General features: G+C 52.9%; 24 protein-coding genes. 16 read left to right on the forward strand and 8 right to left on the reverse strand.

Annotation, left to right across the window (positions count from 1 at the left end):
- Nucleotides 1-92 precede the first annotated feature (92 nt).
- From csrD to tldD, 10 genes are all read left to right on the forward strand, one after another.
- The gene (gene csrD, locus BZG23_RS02210; protein WP_046073885.1) at nucleotides 93-2072 is read left to right on the forward strand and encodes an RNase E specificity factor CsrD; all 1980 of its coding nucleotides are present in this window, start codon (nucleotides 93-95) and stop codon (nucleotides 2070-2072) included.
- Nucleotides 2069-2563 (forward strand): hypothetical protein, encoded by a 495-nt coding sequence (locus BZG23_RS02215; RefSeq protein WP_077606032.1) that lies wholly within the window; start codon nucleotides 2069-2071, stop codon nucleotides 2561-2563. The genes csrD and BZG23_RS02215 overlap by 4 nt, the downstream gene beginning before the upstream one ends.
- Nucleotides 2564-2736: 173 nt before the next feature.
- Nucleotides 2737-3780 (forward strand): rod shape-determining protein, encoded by a 1044-nt coding sequence (locus BZG23_RS02220; RefSeq protein WP_046073887.1) that lies wholly within the window; start codon nucleotides 2737-2739, stop codon nucleotides 3778-3780.
- 33 nt (nucleotides 3781-3813) lie between these two features.
- Nucleotides 3814-4743, forward strand: a complete 930-nt coding sequence (mreC, locus tag BZG23_RS02225) for a rod shape-determining protein MreC (RefSeq protein WP_077606033.1) — start codon at nucleotides 3814-3816, stop codon at nucleotides 4741-4743.
- Nucleotides 4743-5231, forward strand: coding sequence for a rod shape-determining protein MreD (mreD, locus tag BZG23_RS02230; RefSeq protein WP_046073888.1), 489 nt, complete (start codon nucleotides 4743-4745; stop codon nucleotides 5229-5231). The genes mreC and mreD overlap by 1 nt, the downstream gene beginning before the upstream one ends.
- Before the next feature lie 23 nt (nucleotides 5232-5254).
- Nucleotides 5255-5821 carry a Maf family protein gene (locus BZG23_RS02235; protein WP_077606034.1) on the forward strand — a complete coding sequence of 189 codons (567 nt, stop codon included), beginning with the start codon at nucleotides 5255-5257 and terminating at the stop codon, nucleotides 5819-5821.
- A gap of 47 nt (nucleotides 5822-5868) precedes the next feature.
- Complete coding sequence (rng, locus tag BZG23_RS02240) at nucleotides 5869-7338, forward strand: ribonuclease G (protein WP_046073890.1); 1470 nt, start codon at nucleotides 5869-5871, stop codon at nucleotides 7336-7338.
- A gap of 3 nt (nucleotides 7339-7341) precedes the next feature.
- Nucleotides 7342-11199, forward strand: a complete 3858-nt coding sequence (locus BZG23_RS02245; RefSeq protein WP_077606035.1) for a YhdP family protein — start codon at nucleotides 7342-7344, stop codon at nucleotides 11197-11199.
- A gap of 2 nt (nucleotides 11200-11201) precedes the next feature.
- Nucleotides 11202-12020 carry a carbon-nitrogen hydrolase family protein gene (locus BZG23_RS02250; protein WP_046073892.1) on the forward strand — a complete coding sequence of 273 codons (819 nt, stop codon included), beginning with the start codon at nucleotides 11202-11204 and terminating at the stop codon, nucleotides 12018-12020.
- 66 nt (nucleotides 12021-12086) lie between these two features.
- The gene (tldD, locus tag BZG23_RS02255; protein ID WP_077606036.1) at nucleotides 12087-13535 is read left to right on the forward strand and encodes a metalloprotease TldD; all 1449 of its coding nucleotides are present in this window, start codon (nucleotides 12087-12089) and stop codon (nucleotides 13533-13535) included.
- A gap of 35 nt (nucleotides 13536-13570) precedes the next feature.
- On the opposite strand, the gene yjgA is transcribed toward tldD, so the two are convergent.
- Nucleotides 13571-14098, reverse strand: a complete 528-nt coding sequence (gene yjgA / locus BZG23_RS02260) for a ribosome biogenesis factor YjgA (protein ID WP_046073894.1) — start codon at nucleotides 14096-14098, stop codon at nucleotides 13571-13573.
- 128 nt (nucleotides 14099-14226) lie between these two features.
- Here yjgA and pmbA point away from each other — a divergent pair, with 128 nt between their 5' ends.
- The gene (gene pmbA / locus BZG23_RS02265; RefSeq protein ID WP_077606037.1) at nucleotides 14227-15567 is read left to right on the forward strand and encodes a metalloprotease PmbA; all 1341 of its coding nucleotides are present in this window, start codon (nucleotides 14227-14229) and stop codon (nucleotides 15565-15567) included.
- A 66-nt stretch (nucleotides 15568-15633) separates the two neighbouring features.
- On the opposite strand, the gene BZG23_RS02270 is transcribed toward pmbA, so the two are convergent.
- Genes BZG23_RS02270 through folB form a run of 3 tightly spaced genes read right to left on the reverse strand, consistent with a single transcriptional unit; the run spans nucleotide 15634 to nucleotide 17284 of the window.
- Nucleotides 15634-16431 (reverse strand): undecaprenyl-diphosphate phosphatase, encoded by a 798-nt coding sequence (locus BZG23_RS02270; protein ID WP_077578657.1) that lies wholly within the window; start codon nucleotides 16429-16431, stop codon nucleotides 15634-15636.
- A 5-nt stretch (nucleotides 16432-16436) separates the two neighbouring features.
- Nucleotides 16437-16934, reverse strand: a complete 498-nt coding sequence (gene folK, locus BZG23_RS02275; RefSeq protein WP_077606038.1) for a 2-amino-4-hydroxy-6-hydroxymethyldihydropteridine diphosphokinase — start codon at nucleotides 16932-16934, stop codon at nucleotides 16437-16439.
- On the reverse strand, nucleotides 16931-17284 hold the full coding sequence (gene folB / locus BZG23_RS02280; protein ID WP_046073898.1) for a dihydroneopterin aldolase: 354 nt from the start codon (nucleotides 17282-17284) through the stop codon (nucleotides 16931-16933). The genes folK and folB overlap by 4 nt, the downstream gene beginning before the upstream one ends.
- Before the next feature lie 170 nt (nucleotides 17285-17454).
- On the opposite strand from folB, the gene plsY reads away from it, so the two are divergent.
- Nucleotides 17455-18054, forward strand: coding sequence for a glycerol-3-phosphate 1-O-acyltransferase PlsY (gene plsY / locus BZG23_RS02285; RefSeq protein WP_046073899.1), 600 nt, complete (start codon nucleotides 17455-17457; stop codon nucleotides 18052-18054).
- An 88-nt stretch (nucleotides 18055-18142) separates the two neighbouring features.
- Here plsY and tsaD read toward each other — a convergent pair whose 3' ends face one another.
- On the reverse strand, nucleotides 18143-19168 hold the full coding sequence (gene tsaD / locus BZG23_RS02290; RefSeq protein WP_046073900.1) for a tRNA (adenosine(37)-N6)-threonylcarbamoyltransferase complex transferase subunit TsaD: 1026 nt from the start codon (nucleotides 19166-19168) through the stop codon (nucleotides 18143-18145).
- Nucleotides 19169-19421: 253 nt separating this feature from the next.
- Here tsaD and rpsU point away from each other — a divergent pair, with 253 nt between their 5' ends.
- The 4 genes from rpsU to rpoD all read left to right on the forward strand — a co-directional run bounded on the left by rpsU (nucleotide 19422) and on the right by rpoD (nucleotide 23880).
- Complete coding sequence (gene rpsU, locus BZG23_RS02295; protein ID WP_046073901.1) at nucleotides 19422-19637, forward strand: 30S ribosomal protein S21; 216 nt, start codon at nucleotides 19422-19424, stop codon at nucleotides 19635-19637.
- 24 nt (nucleotides 19638-19661) lie between these two features.
- On the forward strand, nucleotides 19662-20105 hold the full coding sequence (locus BZG23_RS02300; RefSeq protein WP_077578659.1) for a GatB/YqeY domain-containing protein: 444 nt from the start codon (nucleotides 19662-19664) through the stop codon (nucleotides 20103-20105).
- A gap of 82 nt (nucleotides 20106-20187) precedes the next feature.
- On the forward strand, nucleotides 20188-21939 hold the full coding sequence (dnaG, locus tag BZG23_RS02305) for a DNA primase (protein WP_077578660.1): 1752 nt from the start codon (nucleotides 20188-20190) through the stop codon (nucleotides 21937-21939).
- Nucleotides 21940-22032: 93 nt separating this feature from the next.
- Nucleotides 22033-23880, forward strand: coding sequence for an RNA polymerase sigma factor RpoD (gene rpoD / locus BZG23_RS02310; protein WP_046073904.1), 1848 nt, complete (start codon nucleotides 22033-22035; stop codon nucleotides 23878-23880).
- Between the two features lie 83 nt (nucleotides 23881-23963).
- Here rpoD and mgtE read toward each other — a convergent pair whose 3' ends face one another.
- The 3 genes from mgtE to rapZ form a co-directional block, all read right to left on the reverse strand.
- Complete coding sequence (gene mgtE, locus BZG23_RS02315) at nucleotides 23964-25331, reverse strand: magnesium transporter (RefSeq protein WP_046073905.1); 1368 nt, start codon at nucleotides 25329-25331, stop codon at nucleotides 23964-23966.
- A gap of 134 nt (nucleotides 25332-25465) precedes the next feature.
- On the reverse strand, nucleotides 25466-25741 hold the full coding sequence (locus tag BZG23_RS02320; protein WP_077606039.1) for an HPr family phosphocarrier protein: 276 nt from the start codon (nucleotides 25739-25741) through the stop codon (nucleotides 25466-25468).
- Nucleotides 25738-26589: an RNase adapter RapZ gene (gene rapZ, locus BZG23_RS02325; RefSeq protein WP_046073907.1), complete on the reverse strand. Its 852-nt coding sequence runs from the start codon at nucleotides 26587-26589 to the stop codon at nucleotides 25738-25740. Before rapZ ends, BZG23_RS02320 begins: the two co-directional genes overlap by 4 nt.
- Between the last annotated feature and the right edge of the window lie 19 nt (nucleotides 26590-26608).

Here is a 26608-nt window from a genome sequence, read left to right on the forward strand (position 1 = left end):
CCGATTCGTGGTCTAGGCATTCACATTATGATAACCAAGCCTGATAATAGCGGCTACTAGCCCCCAAAGGCGACCCAAGTCAGCAGAGAATCATGGATAGAACAGCCAGTGCGATCAAAGTCAGCGGTATGAAGCTGACCAACCGACTCGTTGCATTTGTCACGCTTATTGTGGTGTGTGCCATTTTTGTGTTGTTTATCGGCGGTGCGATCAGCTTCCGCCAATTGGGGATTGATTTCATCTCGCATTATGTTGACGGCATGGTTGAGGTGATTGATCAAGAGATGGCCAGTGACCAGCGTGATAACCAATACTTTTCGCGCTGGCTTCCCAAGATGCTTAAAGCCAGTGACGTGACGTCCCTCACTATCTACTCGGACGCTGGGATCTTGTATCAATATGAGCAAATTCAATACCAGGCGGTGACCAATCAACAGGTAATCTCTCGTGATATACCGCTCGATAGCAACCCAGGGTTTGCGGTCAAACTGACCTTTGTGCCGCCGTATGCGGAGTTTGCCTATTCCATTGGTCCATTGTCCTCCTTATCGGCGGCGATTTTGGTGATTGTCTTGGGGCTCACATGGGGGATCCGTTGGCTCCGGCGTCAGCTGTATGGCAGTGAGGTGCTTGAGCAGCGTGGCCGACTGATCTTAGCGGGGCGACTCGATGATGCGCAGCAAGGTGATAGCCGCGAGTGGCCGATCCCGGCAAGCGCGGCGTTAACGCAACTGATCGAAGAGCTTAAAGAAGCGCGCCAAGAGCGTAGTCGTTTTGACACCTTTATTCGCACCAACACCTTCTTAGACCAACTCACCGGCGCCGCGAATCGCGTGATGTTTGATAATCGCTTGCACACACTAGCCAGTGATGATGCCAGCCAAGGCAGTGTGATCCTAGTGAGGGTGGCGGAATGGGAAGATCTGGTGGCGCAGCACGGGCAAGAAGCCGCCGATCAATTGATTCAAGCGATTGGCAATGTTCTGTCGAATGCGATTCAGCGTTTTCCGGATGCCGTGTTGGCACGTTATTTTGCCTCGGATTTTGCCATTTTGCTGGTCAACCAAGCGGGAGAAGAAGTGCATCCCTTTTTAGCGCAAATCACCAATGCGTTAGATAAACTCGCGCCACCCGAGGCGTTGGATCAAGATAATTGGTTCCACCTTGGGATGACCTCATTTGGCGCCAGTGAGCGACGTGGGCGACTAATGGATGAAGCTGAACGTGCACTTAAAGCGGCGGCGCTAACCGGCCAGAATGGTTGGTCACAGTTCGACAAACAACTAAGCCAACTGGATAAACGTGGTAGTGTACGTTGGCGCACCTTACTCGAGTCGGTGATGGCAGGAGAGGGACCGATGCTTTATCGCCAACCGGTGTTTGCGCGAGATGGCAAAACCCGCCTTCATTATGAACTTTTAGGCCGAATTAAGGACGAAAAAGGCAAGGTGCTTAAGGCCTCGCGCTTTTGGCCAGGGGTCGAATGGGTTGGCATGGACGTGGCGTTTGACAAGGCGACCGTGGGTCGCGCGCTGTGGTGGCTAAAAACGCGTGATTACATCGATAACTACGCCGTCAATGTAAGTGCGTACTCACTTTGTCAACGTGAGTTTGTGGTGTGGTTGCGCGATATGTTGTTACAAACGCCAAGAAGTACATTGAATCGCTTACTGGTGGAAGTGTCTGAAGGCGCTTTGGTTTCACACTTTGATGCGGCGCGGCCTTGCTTACGAATGATTGCCGCGTTAGGGTGCCGTCTAGTTGTTGACCAAGCAGGTAGAACGATAGTAAGCACTCACTATGTTAAAGATATTCAACCCGCTTATATTAAGCTTCATCGTAGTTTGGTGCGCAATATCCACCAACGGCCAGAGAACCAGCTGTATTTGCGCAGCGTGTTAGGTGCTTGTGAGGCTACCACCACCGAGGTACTGGCGGTAGGCGTGGAAACCAATGAGGAATGGTCAGTGGTGAAAGAACTGGGTGTCGCAGGCGGACAAGGGCGGCTGCTTGGGGCGGAAATGTCTCCGCACCCAGCACAGAAAAAACGCCGCCGATGGGGGAAGCGATGAGTCAAGTCATCAAGCTCTCCCATCAACAAGGACGCGGGTGGTTAGAAGCCTTACTAGTGGCCAGTATTTTGTCGGTGCTGGTGGTGATTGCGATCCCTAAGTTCTACGATTATGAGGCGGATGCTAATGTGTCCGCGTTAAAAGGTTTAAAAAGCGGCATCGACAGCGCCATGACGCAAACACACGCGTTGGCCGAGAAGAAAAAAGTCAGTGATCAGGCGGAACAATCACTGACCGTCAACGGCACGTCCATTCGTGTGTCTTATGGCTACCCTGAGGCAAGTGCTTTGCCTGAGTTAGTGACGGCGCTGAAGGATGCAACGCGTTGGCAGTTGCGACGCTATCCAGAGAAAAATCGGGTCGACTTTATCTGGCGGCTTCCTGATCAGCCAGCGACGGATTGTTACTTAACGTATTACGAGGCAACGGCGTCAACGAAGGCATCGACGCAGTTGGTGATTCATCAGTCATGCCAATCACCGACCCGATAAAGATAAAAGGAATAATGCGTTTTTGATGGAAAAACCATCAAAATGACAGCGCATTGAAAAAAAACACAGATCTCATTCAGGTTTACAGCACCGTATCTTGCCGCTTACCTTGCGCGTTGATACATTTAGCTCAATTTGTCTGATTTCATAGCTTGCAGGATTAATCGACCATCATGTTTAAGAAACTTCGCGGGATGTTTTCCAACGATCTATCCATTGACTTGGGAACCGCCAATACACTGATTTACGTAAAAGAACAGGGCATTGTTCTGGATGAGCCGTCTGTTGTCGCTATTCGCCAAGACCGTGCAGGCTCTCCCAAGAGTGTGGCTGCTGTGGGTCATGATGCGAAGCAGATGCTGGGTCGAACACCGGGGAATATTGCCGCGATTCGTCCAATGAAAGACGGTGTGATTGCTGATTTCTACGTCACCGAAAAAATGCTGCAGCACTTTATTAAATCGGTGCACGATCACAGCTACATGCGTCCAAGCCCGCGCGTCTTGGTGGCCGTACCTTGTGGCTCAACCCAAGTTGAACGCCGAGCCATCCGTGAGTCGGCATTAGGTGCCGGTGCACGTGAAGTCTATTTAATTGATGAGCCCATGGCAGCGGCGATTGGCGCAGGCTTGCCGGTATCAGAAGCAACGGGTTCGATGGTGATCGATATCGGCGGTGGTACCACAGAAGTGGCGGTCATTTCGCTTAATGGCGTGGTGTATTCATCGTCGGTACGTATTGGTGGTGACCGTTTCGATGAATCGATTATCAACTATGTTCGCCGAAATTATGGCAGCTTGATTGGTGAAGCCACCGCAGAGCGCATCAAGCATGAAATCGGCTCCGCTTACCCAGGCGATGAAGTGCGTGAAATTGAGGTACGTGGTCGTAACCTTGCTGAAGGGGTGCCGCGTAGCTTCACACTTAATTCCAATGAGATCCTAGAAGCGCTGCAAGAGCCCCTGACTGGGATTGTCTCTGCGGTGATGGTGGCACTAGAGCAATGCCCACCCGAGCTGGCGTCTGATATTTCTGAGCGTGGCATGGTGATCACCGGTGGTGGTGCGCTGCTGCGCGATCTTGACCGTTTGCTTACCGAAGAAACCGGCATTCCAGTCGTCGTTGCCGAAGATCCGCTGACTTGTGTCGCACGTGGCGGAGGTAAAGCGCTAGAAATGATCGATATGCACGGCGGTGATCTTTTTAGCGAAGATTAACGTGACTGCGCCTACAAACAGGTCGTTTTCATTATGAAACCTATGTTTGGCAGAGGACCCTCTCTGCAACTGCGCCTGTTTTTCGCTCTTTTACTATCAGTCAGCCTTATGCTGGCTGATAGTCGTCTTGATGCGTTCGCAGGAGTGCGTTATTTCCTAAACACGCTGGTGGCACCGCTACAGTATGCGTCCAACGTCCCGCGCGACACCTTAGATGAACTGGTGATGCAGTTTCGCTCTCATCAACGTTTAGTGGCAGAGAACCGCGCATTGCGAAAACAGGTGTTACAACTGGAAAGTGACCAGCTTCTTTTAGCGCAGACAGAGCGCGAAAATCAGCGCCTACGCGAGCTACTGGGCTCGTCGTTTATTCGTGACGAACGGAAAATGGTGGCTGAAGTCATGGCCGTTGACTCGGACCCTTATAAACATCAAGTCATGCTAGATAAAGGGCGGACCAATGGGGTTTATGAAGGGCAACCGGTAATCAACGAGCACGGGGTGGTTGGCCAAATTGCGTATGTGGGCGCCCACAATAGCCGCGTTCTGCTGCTGACCGATCCCACCCATGCGATCCCGGTTCAGGTCATGCGTAATGATATACGGGTGATTGCCTCTGGGCGCGGGTCGACCCACTACATTGGTTTAGACAATATTCCTAGCAGCACGGATATCAAGGTGGGTGACAAGTTAGTTACCTCGGGACTGGGCGGTGTCTTTCCTGAAGGCTACCCGGTTGGTACGGTGACGGAGTTTTCGTTTGATAATAAGCGCCCATTTGCGCAAGTGCGAGCCACCACAGCAGTGAAGTTTGATCGCCTGCGTTATCTGCTTTTGGTGTGGCCAACACCTGAAAAGGGCGAGAATGCGCGCCCGGATCAACCTGTCGCGCAGCCGCCATCAGACACCGCACCATCACCTGATACAGCGCCATCTCCAGATGGTGAGGGAGAATCGCCGTAATGGCAAATGTGACATTTCGCGGCCAGTTTGTAATTTGGCTCTCTTTTATCATTGCGCTGATTTTGCAAGCCGCGCCCTGGCCGGGGGAGCTTGCACCCTTTCGTCCTTCTTGGGTATTGCTGGTGACGTTTTATTGGGTGCTGGCATTACCCCACCGGGTTAATGTCGGTACCGCGTTAGTACTCGGCCTCTTATGGGATTTGATGTTGGGCTCGACCCTTGGGGTGCGTGGCTTGATGATGGCGATTTTGGTTTACATCGTCGCGCTGAACTTTCAATTGTTACGCAACATGTCGTATTGGCAGCAGGCACTCTTATTGGCATTGCTGACCTTGGCGGGAAAATTGATCGAGTTCTGGGCGGAGTACTTGGTGTCTAACGTACAGTTTAACCCAGAGCAGCTTTGGGCGGGTGTGCTTAACTTTATACTCTGGCCTTGGATCTTCCTATTATTGCGCCGTTTACGTCGTCGCTTTGCCATTCGCTAACGCACTAATCGTAAAGAGGTATCATGAGCTTTGATTTATATCTGGCCTCGGGGTCGCCTCGGCGTCATGAACTGCTCACCGAGATGGGCGTGAATTTCTCCCGTGTCGTGGTCGATGTGGAGGAGCAACAACAGGCCGGTGAGTCGCCTTATGCTTACGTGTCTCGCTTATCGCAAGACAAGGCGCGGGCAGGGGTCGTGCAAACCGGTGGCCATAGCCCAGTGCTCGGTGCTGATACCATTGTGGTTGACGGTGAACAGGTCCTCGAAAAGCCTCATGATAAAGCGGAGGCGATCCGAATGCTTAAGCAACTGTCAGGGCGCGAACACCAAGTGATGACAGCGGTCACTGTCGCCAATGCCATGAAGCAGATCACCACTGTGGTGACCACCAAGGTGTGGTTTTGTACGCTAAGTGATGAACAGATTGAGGCTTATTGGCAATCGGGCGAGCCAGTCGATAAGGCTGGCGCCTATGCGATTCAAGGGCTGGGCGGTAAATTTGTCACCCGGATTGATGGAAGCTATCACGCCGTGGTTGGTTTGCCACTGTATGAAACCGAGCAGCTGCTCAAACAATTTTCGGTCTGAGCGCACATCTGTCGCTAGACCCCACTTTTGAGAGATTCGGGGAAACCATGAGTGCGGAACTGCTAATAAACGTCACCCCCAGCGAAACCAGGGTGGCGATGATTGAGGGGGGGAACCTCCAAGAGATCCATATCGAGCGAGAAGCCAAACGCGGTATTGTAGGCAATATCTACAAAGGCAAAGTCAGTCGTGTGTTGCCTGGCATGCAGGCAGCCTTTGTCGATATTGGCCTAGAGAAGGCCGCGTTTTTACATGCCTCAGATATTGTTCCCCATACCGAGTGTGTGTCGGAAAATGAGAAGCAACAATTCCAAGTGCGCGATATCTCCGAGCTGGTTCGCCAAGGGCAAGATATTGTGGTGCAAGTGGTCAAAGATCCGCTGGGCACCAAGGGCGCGCGCCTTACCACCGATATTACCTTGCCTTCGCGTTATCTGGTCTTCATGCCAGGTGCGGCCCATGTTGGGGTATCACAACGCATTGAAAGTGAAGACGAGCGTAAACGTCTCAAAAGCATTGTCAGTGATTATTGCGACGAGCTCGGTGGCTTTATTATCCGTACCGCCGCTGAAGGGGCAACAGACAATGAAATGGCGCAAGATGCTGCCTTTTTAAAGCGTTTGTGGAACAAGGTGTTAGAGCGCCGCACGCGTTATCCAGCCAAATCCATGCTGTATGGTGAGCTCGCACTGGCACAGCGCATCGTGCGTGACTTTGTGGGTACCGAGCTGGATTTAATTCGGGTTGACTCCAAGCAAGCCTATGAAAAGCTCCAAGAGTTCACCTCTGAGTTTGTGCCGGAGCTGGCCGACAAGCTGGTGTATTACGACGGTCAGGTGCCGATTTTCGATATGTATGATACCGAAAATGAAATCCAACGCTCGTTGGAGCGCAAAGTCCAGCTCAAGTCTGGCGGCTACCTGATTATCGATCAGACCGAGGCGATGACCACCATTGACATCAATACAGGCGCGTTTGTTGGGCGGCGGAATCTGGATGAGACTATCTTTAATACCAATATTGAGGCCACACGCGCGATTGCTCGCCAATTACGGCTGAGAAACCTCGGTGGGATCATCATTATCGATTTTATCGATATGAGCACGGATGAGCATCGGCGTCGCGTGTTGCACTCTCTTGAGCAAGCGCTCAGCCAAGACAGAGTGAAAACCAACATCAATGGTTTCACTCAGCTAGGGCTGGTGGAAATGACACGCAAACGCACGCGAGAAAGTATTGAACATGTACTGTGTGGTGGCTGTCCAACCTGTGATGGGCGAGGGTCGGTTAAAACCGTGGAAACCGTCTGCTATGAAGTGCTACGTGAAATTACTCGCGTTAACCGCATTTATGAAGCGGATAAATTTGTGGTGTACGCGGCCCCTGCGGTGATTGAGGCATTGGCAGAGGAAGACTCGCACCTTGTGGCGGAGTTAGAAGTGTTTATCGGTAAGCAAGTGAAAGTGAAATCCGAGCCGTTATACACGCAAGAACAGTTTGACGTAGTAATGATGTAATCCATGACCTGGGTGAGAAGGGGTATGCGCTGGCTTACGGTCAGCGTGATCAGTGTGATAGTGATAACCGCCCTGCTAGTCGGCGGTTTGCGCTTTCTATTGCCCAATATGGAGATCTTGCAAGCGCCGCTCAGGCAGTGGGTATCGGCGCAAACCGGCTTTAGCGCACAACTGGATGGTATTGCGGGCCAGTGGCGCAATCTGACGCCGTCACTGCGACTCGAAAACGTCGCGCTCGCCACCAGCGACAACGGCCCCCCGCTGTTAACCGCTCGCGCAATCAGTTTGCAACTGGATGTCTCTGCCACCCTCATTCGGCGTCAGCCGGTATTCTCCCATGTCACACTCGACGGCTTGGTGTTTGATACCGGTCAGCTACCAGATAAAAATACCCAAGCGGGCGTACGCGAGCGGCTAGAAGACTTATTCTTGGCGCGGTTAGGGCAATTTTCGATCCCCAATGCCAAGGTGATCCTGGTCACCCCTTCGCTGGAAACGCAGACGCTGGTGATCAGTGACTTGTTTTGGCGCAATAACCAAGGTGAGCACCAAGTACAAGGGCGACTAGGCATGCAAGGCACGCAACTGGAAAAGGTGCGTGTTAATGCTGCCTTCCGCGAAACCGACGGCTTGAGTACGTTAACGGGAGATTTTTATTTGGCCAGTGAGGCGATGGATATTGCCCCTTGGCTGACCCAACAGCTCACGCCATCCGCCACCATCAACACCGCGCGTTTAGATGCAAAAGCCTGGGTCAGGGTGGAGCAGGGTCGTGTCGACAATGGACTGTTGTCGATTGATCATTTCGCGTTAGCGTGGCAAGAGGATGAGCGTCAAGCGAAGCAATGGGCGATAAAAGATAGCCATGTTCAGTTGCAGGCCTTGGATGAACAGACATGGCGCCTCGACACGGATGGACTATGGGTACAAACCGGCACGACCACGCAAGCGGCGATGTCACAGCTTTCTTGGCAGGGGGCGTTGGACAATTGGCGTCTCAATGCGGCCGGCGTCGATATTGCCTCTTTACGGCCTTTGCTTGGGCTTGCCAGTCAATCGGCGCAACAGCACGATGTGGCGGCCGCGTTGTCCCCATCAGGTCAGATCCGCTCCTTAGCGTTGAGTAAAGCACCCGACGCCCCGTTACGTTATCAAGCCAAGCTCGAAGCGGTCTCAGCCAAGCGCTGGGGCTACCTGCCGGCGTTCAAAGGCTTGAGCGCGACGATTTCTGGGCAAGGCCGACAAGGCCAAGCTGAGCTGGCGCTGGGGGCACAACCTCTGCCGTACGGGGACTTTTTTCAAGCACCGCTCCCGCTTGAGCACGGCAGTTTAACCCTGAATTGGCAGCAAACGGATCGTGGCCTGAGTGTCTGGAGTGATAAGGCCAAGGTGCGCGGGACAGACGTGCAAGGCTCAGGCGCATTTCGTCTGGATATTCCCTCAAAAGGCGCGCCTTTTTTGGCGTTATACGTGCAGGCTGACGTATCTGATGCTGGACAGACATGGCGCTATCTCCCCACCCGAGCATTGCCAGACTCCTTAACCGATTACCTTTCTCGCGCCATTCAAGCCGGACGGGCCAAAGACAGTGAAATTCTTTGGTTTGGTGCCCTCGACGCTTTCCCTTACTCGGATCACAGCGGTATTTTCCAAGCCATGGTGCCACTTCGCGGCGGGGCATTTAGCTTTAACACTGCTTGGCCGACGTTGACGGAGCTCGACGCCCGTTTACTGTTTGAAAATGCGCGCTTAGCGATTGAAGGTGATCATGTTCGTTTGGGCGACGCCATCAGTCGCCAAGTGCAGGCTGAGATTGCCGATATGACCCAGCCGGACAGTTACCTCGATATTAACGCGTCATTGGCGGCAACCGGATCGGCTGTCCGTCAATACATGCTGGCGACGCCTTTGGTCGATACGGTGGGAGCGGCCTTGACCCATGTGCAAGTCGATGGGCTTGTCAACGCTGACCTAGGACTCGATATCCCGCTCAATGGTGAGCAACCTCATGCCGAGGGGAGGGTTCGCTTTACCGGCAACCAGGTATCGATTCAGGCACCCGATATGCAACTGGATAACCTGTCCGGCGAGCTGGCTTTTAGTGACGATACCCTGACTACCCGATCGATGCAGGCGCAGTGGTTAGGGCAGCCGATCAGTCTTGGCTTTAGCGGAGAAACGGTGGAGGCCGGGTATCAGCTTGATTTAGATCTCGACGCTGATTGGGATGTAGTGCCATTGCTGGACACGCTTTCGTTGCCACTTGCCCCCTATCTGGCGGGCGGTGCACGTTGGCAGGCGGGGTTCGATTTAACCTTAAATGACACCGGTTTTGATTATCGGCTCGGTGTGGATGTTGATACCACGCCGCTGCAGTCGACGTTGCCAGCCCCGCTTAACAAGCCACGCTGGCAAAAAGGGCAGGCGCGTATCGAGGCGACGGGAAACAGTGAAGGCTTGACGGGGCGCGTGGTCCTGCCCAAAGTGAGCTATCACGCACGGATTGATACCCAAGGTCAGCGCCCGCAGTTTACCGCGAGTCAATGGCAGATTGGAGAGCCAGGGACCCGGCTATTGGCAACGCGTGGTCATCGTTTTGATCTAACGCTTGAACAACTCGATCTCGCGGCTTGGAAAAACGTCTGGGAGCAAGCCCGTCAATCTTGGCCGAGCGGAAGCGGACAATACCCTGCTTTACCCATGCCTCAGCGTATTAATGCCAAGGTTGATGCTGTCAGTGCCGACCCTTTAGCGTTTCATGATGTGTCTTTAGCCGCGCGACACAAAGCCGATGGCTGGGATGTGTTAATGGGCAGTCGTGAGCTTAGCGGGCAAGCCATGTGGCCGACACAAGGGCGCTTGAATGTTGAGATTGACCATTGGCATATCAATCGCCAGTTGACCGACGACGAGCAACCGACGGATACCCCCCTTTTTGAACCTGTGGATACACGGGCGACCCCGGAAGATAAAGCCTTACTTGCCGCCATTCCGCCGACACACTTGGTGATTGAGGATCTGTGGTTACAAGGGTATCGGCTCGGACGCATTGAGGCGGTACTTGATAAGAAAGCCTCTCAGGTCGACCTGTCTTCTCTGACGCTGGAGAGTGGGAAAAACCACGCGTCCATCAGCGGCCATTGGCTAATTGACGAGCAAGGCCACAATCAAACCGCATTGACCCTCGCGTTAGGCGGGGAGAGTACCTCAGATCTCATGGGACGATTTGGCATCAGTGGTGGGATCCAAGACGCCAGCTTTTCGACTCAAGCCTCGTTAGATTACGCCGGCCTGCCTTGGCAGGTCGATATTGCCAGCCTTAATGGTGACATTCGCTCGGATGTAAAAGACGGCTATTTAAGCGGAGTGGGGGGCGCCGGTAAACTGTTGGGGCTGTTCAGCCTTGATTCTATCTTACGTAAAATCCAGCTCGATTTCTCGGGCGTATTTGAAGATGGTTTGGCCTTTGATGACATTACCGGACGGGCTGTGATCACAAATGGCGTGGTTGTGACGGATAATATCCGCATGGATGGGATTGCCGGTGATATGGTTATTAAAGGGATTGCCAATTTGGTGACCAATCGCGTCAACGCCGATGTGCGGTTTACGCCGGATATTACCTCTGGGATCCCAGTACTGAGCGCGTTTGCGGTCACGCCGCAGACGGCGCTGTATGTGTTAGCGGTCACCACCGCCATTTCACCCGTGGTGGACGTTTTCACCCAAGTCCGTTATCAAGTAAGCGGCCCGATAGGGACGCCCGATATCAGGGAAGTGTCGCGTGATAAAGAGGCACTCGCATTGCCGGCCGACGCGACGGAACGATTGCGCCAACAAGCAGAAAACGCCAAGGAGTGAGCATGATGAAAGCAGGTGTTGTCCAGATGACATCCAGCGCCGATCCCAGCCACAACATGAAGGCATTGCAAGCCAGTTTACATCGCTTGAGTGAACAAGGCGTCAAACTGGTGCTTACCCCAGAAAATGCCCTGGTGTTTGGCAGTAAACAAGATTATCAGCGCCATGCCGAGCGATTGGGTCACGGTCCATTGCAGCAACAACTTGCTGAATTGGCCCATCATTATGACCTTTGGCTGGTGGTCGGCGCCTTTCCAATTCAAAACGACAACGGCATGTTAAGCAGTACCAGCTTGGTGTTTGATAACGCTGGGCATTTACGCGGCAGCTATGACAAATTGCACTTGTTTGATGTGGAAGTGGCCGATGCCCACGGGCGGTATTGTGAGTCTGACTACTTTGAAGCGGGTGACCGTCTCGCGACACTCGATACCCCCTTTGGCTGCCTTGGATTAAGTATCTGCTACGATGTGCGCTTTGCCCCCATGTATCAAGCGCTACGTGCCCAAGGTGCCGACATTATCACTGTGCCGGCGGCCTTTACACGCGTGACCGGTCAAGCGCACTGGGAAACCTTGTTGCGGGCGCGAGCGATAGAAACCCAATGCTGGGTGATTGCGGCAGGGCAGTGTGGTGAGCACAGCAAAGGGCGCCAAACTTGGGGGCACTCGATGATCATCGACCCTTGGGGGCAGGTCGTGGCGTCGCTGGGGAGTGAGCCAGGCGTTACCTGGGCTGAACTTGATTTAAGTGTGGGGGAATCCATTCGGCATAAGATGCCCGTACTGTCTCATACCCGGTTGCAAAGCCAACTGAAATAGCGCACCCTCGGCGCGTTATCTTTTTTCTCGGCTGCCAGTTCGGCAGCCACAACCAAGAGTAAACGAATGAGTCTGGAACAGGTCGAAGAAACCTTGCTGCGCCCGGCGGGCGTAAGTGAGTCGCAACTGCATGCGACACTGGCGCACCTGAGCGGTCGCCAGATTGACTACGGTGATATTTTCTTCCAATCCACCTGGCATGAATCCCTCGCCTTGGAAGACAGCATCATCAAAGACGGTTCATTTAATATCGACCGTGGGGTCGGTGTCAGAGCGATCAGCGGTGAAAAAACCGGGTTTGCCTACTCGGATCAGCTCACCCCGGACGCCTTGATGCAAAGTGCCACCGCAGCACGCGGTATTGCCCCGACAGGGGGACAAGGCAAAGTGCGTGCTTTTTCAGCCGTACAAGCCAAACCTTATTATGGCCCGACGGATCCGCTTGCAAGTTTAACGCGCGAGCAAAAAATCGCCCTACTTAAAGAAATAGACAGCTATATCCGTGCCAAAGAGCCTCGAGTGAAAGAGGTAAATGCCAGCTTGAATGGCCTGTATGAGCAAGTGCTGGTGGCGGCTACTGATGGTACTTATGGCGCCGATATTCGCCCGTTGGTTCGCTTATCTGTCTCTGTGTTGGTTGAACAAGATGGACGCCGTGAACGCGGCAGTGCGGGAGGCGGTGGCCGTTATGGCTATGACGTATTCTTGCAAGAGCATGCAGGTAAGTCACGCGCGCTGCAATTTGCCGATGAAGCGATTCGTTTAGCCCTGGTCAACCTGCGCGCCGGCGCGGCACCGGCAGGCACCATGCCCGTGGTATTGGGTGCGGGGTGGCCGGGCGTACTTCTACATGAAGCCGTTGGTCACGGCCTTGAAGGGGACTTTAACCGAAAAGAGTCATCGGTATTTACCGGTAGCCTTGGCGAGCAGGTGACCTCTTCGCTGTGCACCATAGTCGATGATGGCACCATGAATGATCGCCGCGGCTCACTGAGCATCGATGATGAAGGGGTCCCGGGCCAGTACAATGTGTTAATCGAAAACGGTGTGCTCAAAGGCTATATGCAAGATAAGCACAATGCCAGTCTCATGGGCGTTGCGCCCACTGGCAATGGCCGACGAGAGTCTTATGCGCACCTGCCTATGCCGCGGATGACCAATACCTACATGCTGGGTGGCGAGAGCTCGCCAGCGTCGATGATTGCCAGTGTGGAGCGTGGCTTATATGCGCCAAACTTTGGTGGCGGTCAGGTCGATATTACCTCGGGTAAGTTTGTGTTCTCCACCTCAGAGGCTTACCTGATTGAAAACGGTGAAATTACCACCCCAGTGAAAGGGGCGACCTTAATTGGCAGCGGTATCGAAGCGATGCAGCAAGTCTCAATGGTGGGGAATGATTTGGCCATTGACCCAGGTGTGGGGGTATGTGGTAAAGCCGGACAAAGCGTCCCTGTGGGGGTTGGACAGCCGACCTTGAAACTGGATGCGATGACGGTTGGAGGCACTGAGTCCTAAGTCTGCACGCCAGTGCGGGGCACTGGCGTGGCAGTTTACAGGCTTTGGTCGTAAAAGCTTTTGAGATACTGGAAAATTTCGCGATACGCCTTCGGCGGTTTGTTTTGTTGCTGCTCTTTTTTCGCCTGACGAGCCAGTTGACGTAATCGTTGACGATCGGCATCAGGATACTGCAAAAGCACATCGCTAATCGCACTGTCGCCTTGGTCAATGATGCGGTCACGGAGCTGCTCAAGCTTGTGAAGCTCGACCGTTTGCTGAGCATGCTTGTTTTGCAACTTATCAAGCGCAGCCTGAATCGGTTCAGGGTCGCGAGAGCGCATAAGCTTGCCAACATATTGCAGTTGGCGACGGCGTGCTTCGTTTTTCAAGCGTTGTGCGTCGGTAATCGCGCTGAGCAAGTCATCGTCGAGCGGGAATTTTTCTAACACGGCTGGTTTGAGTTTGACCAGTGCTTCGCCAAGTTCTTGCAAGGCAAGCATATCGCGTTTCATCTCGGACTTGCTGACCCAGATGATCTCTTCCTCTTCCTCCCAGGGAGCGGGTTTATTTTTACGGCCCATGTTCAACCTCAGTGAGAATGTGCAATGACACGTATGTTAACAAGAAATGCGCCCAAACGCGGGCTTTTTTATCATAGGCGCGTGGCGCTGAGTGTGTCGAACTTGAATGCGAATCAAAAAGGTCAACTATGAGTGTGAAACAACAAGTCGCCGAGCAAGAGCAGCAACTTCGTCAAGCTGTCAGCCGTGCGCTCGACATGGCATCGGCCAAAAGTGACCAGGCGGAAGTGGCGATTACCAAAAGTACCGGCATCAGCGTCAGCTCGCGGATGGGCGAAGTCGAAAACGTGGAGTTTAATCAAGACGGTGCCCTTGGGATCACCGTATACTGTGAGCAGCGCAAAGGCAGCGCATCCACGACTGATTTGTCAGAAAAAGCGATTGCGAAAACCGTTGAAGCGGCGCTTGAGATTGCAAGCTATACCTCGCCTGACCCCTTTGGCGGCCCTGCGCCTAAAGCGTTAATGGCGTTTGACTATCCTGATCTCGGTTTGTTCTATCCCGATGAGCCCGAGCCTGATACCGCCGCCGCCTTGGCGATTGAAGCCGAGCAAGCGGCGCTCAATCACGACAGCCGCATCAAATTCAGTGATGGTGCCAGCTATGACAGTCATTATGGTGTGCGAGTGTATGGCAACAGCCATGGCATGCTGGGCAGCTATCCCTCGAGCCGCCAAGCGTTAAGCTGCTCAGTGATTGCGGAAAGTGATGCAGGGATGGAGCGTGATATGAGCTACACCGTGGCGCGTGACAAAGCGGACTTATGGACACCGACCTTTGTGGGAGTCGAAGCGGCCAAACACGCCGTGGCGCGCTTAAATCCACGCAGTGTCTCCACATGCCAAGTGCCAGTGATGTTCGATCGCGGTGTGGCGACCGGGCTGTTTGGCCATTTGGTGATGGCCATCAGCGGTTCAGCACTTTACCGCAAGTCCTCTTTCTTGCTCGATAAGAAAGGCGAGCAGATCTTCCCAGATTGGCTCACCATCAATGAGCTGCCTCATGTACGAAAAGGATCCGCCAGTGCGCCTTTTGATAGCGAAGGGGTGATCACGCAAGACAGGCGTATCATTGAAAAGGGTGTACTAAACACGTATCTCGCCACCAGTTATGCTGCGCGTAAGCTGGGCATGGAACCAACCGGCCATGCAGGCGGTATTCACAACTGGTACGTTAGCCACACCGGCCAAGATGCCGATGCCATGCTAAAAACCTTAGGCACGGGATTATTGGTGACTGAGTTGATGGGACAAGGGGTGAACCCAGTGACTGGGGATTACTCACGGGGCGCGGCAGGCTTTTGGGTGGAAAACGGTGAGATCCAATACCCGGTGAGTGGGATCACCATTGCCGGTAATCTCAACGAGATGTTCGCTAACATTGTCGCGATTGGCACCGATATCGAGACGCGCAGCCAAATTCAAACTGGCTCAGTGATCATTGATGCAATGAAAGTCGCGGGGGAATAACGCTTAGGTCGCTAATCCCCCCTCAGTGTGAGATCACCAAGCACATATATCGTGCTTGGTGTTTTTTTATCCGGCGATAAATGCCAGTAATAGCACACCCAATACCAAGCGATAGATCACGAAGGGTAACATGCCCACCCGTGTCACCAGCTTTAAAAAGGCGTGAATACACGCATAAGCACTGACAAACGATACCAATAACCCAACCCCAATCGCGTCCATCGCCACCGGCTCTGGGCTGGTCGCAAGCTGTAGGCCTAGATAGGAGCCGGCGAGTGTGATGATAGGAATCGACATCAAAAATGAAAAACGTGCCGCGGCTTCACGTGTATAACCGAGCATTAAGGCTGCGGTAATGGTCGCCCCCGAGCGCGAGGTGCCAGGAATGAGGGCAAGGGCTTGCGCAACGCCTATCAGTACCGCGCGGTAGGGCGTGGTTTGATATTCATCGCATGTTTGGGTCGCTTTGCGATCCGCCCACCACAATAAACCACCAAAAATCAGTGTGGTTGCCGCGATCACCCAGGCTGCTCGCAGGTAAAGCTCGATCACGTCTTTTAAGAACAAACCGGCCACACACGCCGGGATCGTGGCTAACACGATCATCCATGCCAATTGACTATCCGAACTGTGCTCCCCTTTGAGTGAGGCAAAAAAGGCCTTAAGCAGACGCCACACTTCACGGCGAAAATACCCCACCACTGCGGCCAGTGTGCCGACGTGTACGGCAACATCAAAGGCGAGCCCCTGATCGGCCCAGCCAAAAAGCTGTGAAGGCAGAATAAGGTGTGCGGAGCTGGAAATAGGAAGAAACTCGGTTAACCCTTGAATCAAGGCCAGAAAAAAGGCTTCAAAGAGGCTCATGGTGCTTAAATATCCTTCAAATACGTTGGTGTCTCAATCGGCCATAGTGGTTGGTCTTGGTCAAAGGTCTGCCAAAGCTGGGCGAAGGTACGGCCATCGCCAGGAATAGCTTGGTCAGGGCAGAGCTCGGCGAGCGGACGGAGCGTGAAGGCAAACTTATAGATATCGTCTCGAGGCAACATGGGCCCTTTTGCCTGGCAATGCTCGCCAAACGTGAGTAAGTCGATGTCTATGGTGCGATCGCGGCATTTAGGATCGTTGCGCTCGCGGCCTTGTTGCGATTCAACGTCACGAACGGCTTGCCAAAAGTCCTGCAACGAAAGCGAGGTGTGAAGCTCGGCAATGAGGTTATAAAAATTGGGGCCGTCGAATCCTACCGGTTCGGCTTCAAAAATGCGTGAAAAGCGACAGTGAGGGTCGAGTTGACGTAAGGCWTGAACGGCCTGTTCGATATGACGATCGCGCTCAATGTTAGAGCCAATACTAAGTAATGCTTGTGTCACCGTGTGCCTCGCTCTATGACTACACCCACGTTGTTGGCCTGCGCGACTGCGCCTGGCTTGGCTACCCGCACTTTAATCCAGCGGACGCCAAACTGGGTTTGGATTAAGTGAGCGACCTCTTCCGCGACACGTTCGATCAACGCACAGCGGCTGGCTTGTACATGGGCGATGACCGCCTCACTGATACTGGCATAATCAAGCGCCAGCGCCACGTCATCCTGTTGGGCGGCGGGTTGATTATCGTGCGCCATTTCAATATCCAACACCAACTTTTGCTGGATGGTTTGTTCCCAATCGTAGACACCGATAGTGGTGTACACGTCGAGTTGCTCTATGAATACGGAATCCATGTTTTTTCACACTCCGTGACAGGTCGGATACCACTGTGGTAAGAAAGTTCGTATTATTGGATGTGTTCATTGACAGATGGATACGCAATGCGTTCCGATCCATGATAGGTTTATCGATGAACGTCGGCGCACTATAGCAACGAATGCGGCACAAACTCTAGGGATTTCACATGACTGCACTGGCCATTGCCATCATCATCGCTGCCTACTTACTTGGCTCTGTGTCCAGTGCCGTGTTGGTTTGTCGAGCGTTTGGCCTGCCAGACCCAAGAGATCAAGGGTCGAAAAACCCAGGTGCGACTAACGTTTATCGCCTTGGTGGGCGTTTTGCCGCGGCATGGGTGCTGCTGTGTGACATGCTAAAAGGGATGATCCCCGTTTGGCTAAGCTACCTGATTGGCATTAACCCATTCCTGCTGGGCCTGATTGCGATTGCTGCCTGTCTTGGACATATTTATCCGGTCTTTTTCCATTTCCGTGGCGGCAAAGGGGTGGCGACCGCACTGGGCGCGATGGCGCCGATTGGTTTGAGTCTAACCGGCTTGCTGGTGGCGACCTGGGGACTGGTGCTTGTGTTGACGGGCTACTCCTCACTGAGTGCGATTGTAACAGCGATCGTCGCCCCCCTATTTACCTGGTGGATCAAGCCGCAATTTACCATGCCCGTCGCCATGCTTTCGTGTTTGATTTTGTTTCGTCACTACGACAATATCCGGCGCTTGTTGGATGGTGACGAAAAACCCGTGCTTCTTGGTTGGTGGCGACGTTAGCGACAGGTGAGAGGCAGGTTATACGCTGGCGCGTTAGTAGCAAAAAGGCAGCGTAAGGCTGCCTTTTGTCTACCTAGTTTGACCAATGTTAGGCGTCGTTGTCGACCGCGGCAAGCGTGTCAAGTGGCCAACGTGGCTGCGCTTTCACACCCAGCCCCATATGCTCGCCGTTTTTAAGCCGCTGCATGCCCGCATAAGCGATCATCGCGCCATTATCGGTACAAAACTCAGGGCGAGGATAGAACACATCGCCCCCCCGTTTTTGCGTCAGCGCTTCGAGCTTTTCCCGCAAATGACGGTTGGCACTCACGCCGCCCGCAACCACTAAGCGATTTAGTCCGCACTGGTCTAGCGCACGCTTACACTTGATAGCCAGGGTATCGACCACGGCATCCTGAAACGCATAGGCAATATCAGCACGGGTTTGCGCATCCGTCTCATTGGCGGCAATGGTATTGGCGGCAAAGGTTTTTAACCCTGAGAAGCTAAAGTCTAAACCGGGACGGTCGGTCATCGGGCGTGGAAAGGTAAAGCGGCCGTGGGTGCCGTTTTCTGCCAGTTTCGACAGCAAGGGCCCTCCCGGATAGTCAAGGCCCATCAGCTTGGCGGTTTTGTCAAACGCCTCACCGGCGGCGTCGTCAATTGACTCGCCAAGAATGCGATACTGACCAATCCCTTTCACTTCGACCAATTGTGTGTGTCCGCCAGAGACCAACAAGGCAATAAACGGGAACGGCGGCGGGTTGTCTTCTAGCATCGGGGCGAGAAGGTGACCTTCCATATGGTGAACGCCCACCGCGGGGACTTGCCAGGCATAGGCGAGGCTTCGGCCAATGGTGGAGCCAACCAGTAAGGCACCGACCAATCCTGGACCGGCGGTATAGGCAATACCGTCAATCTGGGCGGGGGTGAGGTTGGCTTCTGCCATGGCCGCTTTAATCAGTGGCAAGGTTTTTTTAACATGATCGCGCGAGGCCAGCTCGGGTACCACGCCGCCATAATCGGCATGCAGTTTTACCTGACTGTAAAGTTGGTGTGACAAGAGACCTGCGTGATCATCGTAGATCGCAATGCCGGTTTCGTCACAAGATGTCTCTATGCCTAAAATGCGCATCATAACCTCAGGTTAACAGCCGATAGATTGTGTATTTAAGATCATTGCCCACATGATATAATGTGACAATCGAAGTGGAGAAGAGAGGGTCAGAACAGACTGACCGTGCGCGCAATCTTACATGGCTTAGAAGTAATTCGCCAGATGCGCTTTACATTCACCCCTTCTTCGGATTAGAATTTCGCACCATTTTTAATCAAGGCTGGCCAATTGTTCGCCAGCAGTAACTGACAACCCCCGAGGTGAAAGGCACATGCCAGTAGTTAAAGTACGTGAAAACGAACCATTTGACGTAGCACTGCGTCGCTTTAAGCGCTCTTGTGAAAAAGCCGGTATTCTTTCTGAAGTTCGCCGTCGTGAGAACTATGAAAAGCCAACTACCGTTCGCAAACGCGCTAAAGCTGCCGCTCAGAAGCGTCACCTGAAGAAGTTGGCACGCGAAAACCAACGCCGCGTACGTCTGTACTAATAAAGACAGATTCAGGAAGGTGCTATGGAATTGCTTGAACGTCTAAAAGACGCCCAGAAAACGGCGATGAAACAAAAAGACAAGGCACGTCTAGGGACGCTTCGCCTTGTTATGGCAGCCATTAAGCAGCAAGAGGTGGATACCCGTCAGTCGCTGAGCGACGACGAGATCCTGGCTGTGCTGACCAAAAATGTTAAGCAGCGCCGTGATTCCGTAGCCCAGTACCAAGCAGCCGGTCGTGATGATCTTGCCGAGACAGAGCTCGCTGAGATTGCGGTGATAGAAGAATTTCTACCCCAACCTCTAAGCGATGACGAGGTCGATGCATTGGTGAAAGCAGCGGTTGAACAATCCGGTGCATCGTCAATGCAAGACATGGGCAAAGTGATGGGGGTATTAAAACCCCAAGTTCAAGGCCGTGCTGATATGGGAAAAGTAAGCCAGCGTGTTAAAGCACACCTAGGCTAGCCTTTTCCCACTCTATAACAAGCCGTGCTTTCCTATTTGGACGGCGCGGCTTGTTTGCTTCTCTCCCTATAAATTTCAGGTTATGGCAGGCAGAATCCCGCGCGCATTCATTGATGACTTGCTTTCACGTCTCGACATCGTTGAGATCATTGATGCACGGGTCAAGCTCAAGAAAAAAGGCAAAAACTACAGTGCCTGTTGCCCTTTCCATAACGAAAAGACGCCTTCATTCAGTGTAAGCCAAGATAAGCAGTTTTATCACTGCTTCGGATGTGGTGTGCACGGCAATGCCATCGACTTTGTGATGGAGTTTGAACGACTCGAATTTCCTGATGCCATCGAAGAGCTCGCCAGCACGTTAGGCTTAGAGGTACCTCGTGAGCAAACAGGAGGCGGTAACACGCGTCCGAGTATGCCCAGTGATGACAAGCGTCAGATCTACGAGATGATGGAAGCCATTGCCCGAACCTACAGTGGGGAATTACGCACTGATGCAGGGCAAGTGGCCATTGATTACCTCAAACAGCGTGGTCTATCCGGCGAAGTGGTTAAACAGTTTGGTATCGGTTTTGTCCCTGATAAATGGGACACCATTAAGCGCCGCTTTGGTCGCAATCAAGCCGATATTCGCCAGTTGCTTACCGCAGGCATGTTGATTGAGAACGATAACGGCCATAGCTACGACAGGTTCCGTGGCCGCGTGATGTTCCCGATCCGTGACCGCCGCGGGCGAGTAATCGGTTTTGGTGGGCGTGTATTAGGCGATGGCACCCCTAAATACCTCAACTCGCCAGAAACGCCGATTTTCCATAAAGGCCGTGAGCTATATGGCTTGTATGAGGTGATGCAACGCTATCGCCATCCAGAGCGTATACTCGTGGTAGAAGGGTACATGGACGTGGTCGCATTGGCGCAATTTGGCGTGGATTATGCGGTCGCCTCCTTGGGCACCTCGACCACGGGAGAACATATTCAAACCCTTTTCCGGCAAACCGGTACTATACTGTGTTGCTACGACGGCGATAGAGCCGGGCGCGATGCCGCTTGGCGGGCGATGGAGCAAGCGTTGCCGTATATTCATGATGGTCGCCAATTAAAATTTATGTTTTTGCCGGATGGTGACGACCCTGACTCCATGATTCGCCAAGAAGGCAAAGAGGGGTTTGAGCAACGTTTAGGTGAGGCACAAAGCCTATCGACCTTTATGTTTAATACGTTGCTCAAGCAGGTGGACACCAGTAGCCAAGAGGGCAAAGCCAAGCTGGCGAATTTGGCGGTGCCGCTGATTGAAAAGGTGCCGGGTGATACCTTACGTCTTTACTTGCGAAATACCCTAGGACAGAAACTGGGTATCATGGATGACCATCAGCTCGATACTCTGATTCGTCGTCAGGGCCAGCCGGTAAAAGTCCATGGTCAGCAGGATATTAAACGCACGCCGATGCGTGAGGTGATTGCGCTATTAGTGCAGTACCCTAAACTCGGCCAAGAAGTGCCGCCGTTACCATCGGCCGACACCATTGATTTACCTGGGTTAGCGTTGTTAAACCCCATCCTTGAGATTTGTCGACAGCGCCCCCATATCACTACCGGTCAGTTGCTTGAGCGCTGGCGGGGAACCAAACAAGAGCCCTTGCTAGCCCGCTTGGCTGGCTGGGATCTACATGTTGACGATGAAAATGCGTCAGAACTTTTTTGCGATTCACTGGATAAAATACTCGCCCAGTGTGTCGAACAACAAATAGCCAAGTTGCAAGCGAAGTCAAATACCGTCGGCTTATCAGTCGAAGAGAAGCGGGAACTGATGCTACTGATACAGAGCCAGTCCGTTTAGAAAGTAGCCAGCAAAGGTGACATTTGTTAAAATTGGCGGTTTGCGTTTCCGCATACTAAATTCTTCACTCAGACCCGAAGTTGGATATCGTCTATGGATCAAAATCCGCAGTCACAGCTAAAGTTGCTTGTCGCAAAAGGCAAGGAGCAAGGCTATCTGACCTATGCCGAAGTTAATGACCACCTCCCGGAAGACATTGTCGATTCCGACCAAATAGAAGACATCATTCAGATGATTAACGACATGGGCATTCAAGTGGTGGAAGCCGCCCCTGATGCCGATGAGCTAATGATGTCAGAAACCGTGGCCGACGAAGACGCAGCCGAAGCAGCGGCGGCAGCACTTTCTAGCGTGGAGAGTGAAATCGGTCGCACCACGGATCCTGTTCGCATGTATATGCGAGAAATGGGCACGGTTGAGCTGTTGACCCGTGAGGGTGAGATCGATATCGCCAAGCGTATCGAAGACGGCATCAACCAGGTGCAGTGTTCGGTGGCAGAATATCCGGCCTCGATTGCCTCACTGCTCGATCAGTTCGATAAAGTGGAAGCAGAAGAGCTTCGCTTAACCGACATTATTTCTGGTTTTATCGATCCAGACCAGGATGACGTCGCACCTACGGCGACCCATATCGGCTCCGAGCTCAGCGAAAAAGAGCTTGATGACGAAGATGATGAAGACGAAGACAAAGACGATACCGACGAAGACGATGAGAGTGATGAAGATGTTGGTATCGATCCTGAACTGGCGCGTGAGAAGTTCAGCGAGCTTCGTCGCACCTATGCGGCGATGGAAACGGCGATCCAACAGTACGGCCGTTATGATGAGCGTACGAAAGAGTCGATCGATGCGCTGTCTGAAACGTTTAAGCAGTTCCGTCTGATCCCCAAACAGTTTGATCGTCTGGTTAATGACATGCGTCAAACCATGGACAAGGTGCGCACCCAAGAGCGTTTGGTGATGCGTCTTTGTGTCGATCAGGCCAAAATGCCGAAGAAAACCTTCGTTCAATTGTTTGCGGGCAATGAGTCATCGGATGCATGGATTGACGAAGCACTGAACTCTGGCAAGCCTTACGCAGAGCGTGTGGCGCGTTACGAAGAAGATCTTCGCCGCTGTGTGCAGAAGCTGAAGATCATCGAGGAAGAGACGGGCTTGTCGGTCGAGCGGATCAAAGACATCAGCCGTCGTATGTCTATCGGTGAAGCGAAAGCACGCCGTGCGAAAAAAGAAATGGTTGAGGCCAACCTACGTCTGGTTATTTCGATTGCTAAGAAATACACCAACCGTGGCCTGCAGTTCTTGGACCTTATCCAGGAAGGTAACATTGGCTTGATGAAAGCGGTCGATAAGTTTGAATATCGCCGTGGCTATAAGTTCTCAACTTATGCGACCTGGTGGATCCGTCAGGCAATCACGCGTTCGATTGCGGACCAAGCGCGAACCATCCGTATTCCGGTACACATGATTGAGACTATCAACAAGCTCAACCGTATTTCGCGTCAGATGCTTCAGGAAATGGGGCGTGAGCCGCTGCCTGAAGAGCTGGCTGAGCGGATGTTGATGCCGGAAGATAAAATTCGCAAGGTACTGAAGATCGCCAAAGAGCCGATCTCGATGGAAACCCCAATTGGTGATGATGAAGATTCACACCTGGGTGACTTTATCGAGGACACGACGTTGGAGCTACCGATGGATTCGGCAACGTCGAACAACCTAAAAATGGCAACCAATGACGTGCTAGCTGGCCTGACACCACGTGAAGCGAAAGTACTGCGTATGCGCTTTGGTATTGAAATGAATACCGACCATACGCTGGAAGAAGTGGGTAAGCAGTTTGATGTGACCCGTGAACGTATTCGCCAGATTGAGGCGAAAGCGCTGCGTAAGTTACGTCATCCAAGCCGCTCTGAGACATTGCGTAGCTTCTTGGACGAGTAATAGCTCGGTTTCAAGCGACCTGATGAGAAAGGCGAGCCAGATGGCTCGCCTTTTTTTATCCTACCGAGGCTAGTTAATAGAGGCTAGGTAATAAATAAGGTGGCCAGCCCCAAAAACGCGAGCAGGCCAACCACATCGGTGACGGTGGTCAGGGCCATCCCACCGGCCAATGCCGGATCGATATTGTACTTTTTCAGTAACGTGGGGATCGCCACCCCAGCAATACCTGCGACAAACAAGTTGACCATCATCGCGCCTGAAATGATCAACCCCAGCTCAAGACTGCCTTTCCATAACACCACCACACCGCCAATGATCAGCGACCAGACAAGGCCGTTAATCATGCCGACGGTGGCTTCTTTGGCCAGCAGCCAGCGGGTATTGGAGTCACCAATATGGCCAACTGCCAGGCCGCGAATCACCAAGGCGACGGTCTGGTTGCCGGCCACGCCGCCCATGGAAGGAACAATGGTCATCAATACCGCGATGGCTGCCATTTTATCCAAGGTGCCTTCAAACATGTTGGAGACCGATGCCGCGGTTAAGGCCGCCAATACATTGATCCCCAGCCAGATGCTACGACGACGCGCACTTTTAAACGCGGGGGCAAAGGTGTCTTCTTCGTCATCAAGGCCTGCCATGCTCATCATCGAGTGTTCAGCGTCTTCACGAATAATGTCCACCACATCATCAATGGTGATTCGACCGACCAAGTGGTTGTGCTCATCCACCACGGGGGCTGAGACCCAATTACGGCGTTCAAACAGGCTGGCGACATCACCGTCGTCCATGGTGACACTGATAGCCTCATCCGGTGCATCCATGATGTCAGCGATATCGGTATCCGGTTGGTTAACCAACAGGGCACTGATCGGCAAATTACCAATTAAGCGGCCGTTTGGGTCGATCACATACAGGGTATCTGTGGTGTCGGGTAACTCACCGCGCATCCGCAAATAGCGTAATACCACATCCACGGTCACATCATCACGAATGGTGATGACGTCAGTATTCATGATCCCGCCCGCGGACTCCTCGGGGTAGGAGAGGGCTTGCTGTACGCGCGTCCGGTCTTGGGCATCCATTTCCGCCAGCACGTCTTGGGAAACGTCTTGCGGTAGGCTACGGAGTAAGTAAGCGACATCATCGGTTTCCATCCCTTCCGTCGCTGCCGCGAGCTGATCAGGGGCCATGCGAACCATGATGCCGTCTTTCACATCTTCTGAGAGCTCATCAAGGATCTCACCTTGATCTTCCGGGTCGGTGAGCTGCCAAAGTACCAGACGTCCTTTCGGCGGAGAGGCCTCTAAAAGGTGAGCAGTGTCTTCTGGCTCCATGTCCTCGAGCATACGGCGTACGCGCACAAACATGCCTTGCTCAAGCAATTGAGTGACTTCTTGGAGCCGTTGGTGGGTTAGGTTACTTTGTTCTTGCTCTAATGTGTCTGCCATCGGCCACTCCCCCAAATGCAATGACTAAAATTCTAACCTAATCAGGGGAGTCTGTCGCATGACAAATCGGTGATAGAGGGGATTTAGCGCCATTCACCGCGCTGATCAGCGCAGTGGTTGAGGAGGCGGGACCGTTAGCTGTCTTCGTCGAAGCCCGACTCAAATAAAGCTTTCACCGCATCAAGCGCTGTTGTTGCTTGCGGGCCGCTGGCCGATACCGTAATGGTTTCGCCTTGCGCTGATTCCAGCATCAGCATGGCCATTACACTGTCAGCAGTGGCGGATTTATCTGTGCTTTGCAGCACCACATCGGCATCATACTCTTGCACCAGTTCAACCAGCTTGATGGCGGCGCGTGCATGCAAGCCTAAACGGTTACGAATACACACTTGAGTCGATACCGAAGTCACTGTTTTTGCTCCAAGGTACGGTGACGCGTTTGCACTTGCTCGCCCAGCTCCTGAAAATAATCCGACAAGTATTGCGCGACATACACCGAGCGGTGTTTGCCCCCGGTACAGCCAATCGCCACGGTCACATAGCTACGGTTATTGTTTTTAAGTGCAGGTAGCCACGACTCGAGGAAACCTTTTATTTGCGCCACCAACATGGCCACGTCAGGTTGGGCGGCGAGAAACATACGCACGGGCTTCTCGAGCCCAGTATGAGGGCGAAGCGCGGGCTCCCAGTGTGGATTGGGGAGAAAGCGGACATCAAAGACATAATCGGCATCGGCGGGCAAACCATGCTTAAAGCCAAAGGATTCAAACACCATCACCAAATCGCTGCTGGTGCGACCCAGTACCAGTGAACGTACGGACTCACTCAAGTCGTGAATCGACAAGCCCGTGGTGTTAATTACCCGATCCGCGTGCTCTTTAATTGGCGCCATTTGCTGCTTTTCAGCTTGGATGGCCTGCTCTAATGAGAGGTTGTGTCGAGAAAGGGGATGCAGACGGCGGGTTTCACTGAAGCGTTTAATCAGATCTTTATCGTCGGCGTCTAAATAGTACACAGTGACATCGCAGATTTCGCGCAGTGCAGCCAAGGTGTCGGCAACCGGCTCTTTGGCGTTAGGGAGATTGCGAATATCGAGACTGACGGCAATTTTTGCGTCCGCATCGTCTTGCGAGACAACAAAGTCACGCAGTAAGTTGACGGGCAGGTTATCCACGCAGTAATAACCAAGATCCTCCAGTACCCGCAATGCCACTGACTTTCCTGAGCCGGAACGGCCACTGACAATTTTTAGCATCATAGTTCGCTCCCGTCAGCGT

The organism is Salinivibrio sp. ML290 (genome assembly GCF_001995695.1).
Lineage (GTDB): Bacteria > Pseudomonadota > Gammaproteobacteria > Enterobacterales > Vibrionaceae > Salinivibrio > Salinivibrio siamensis.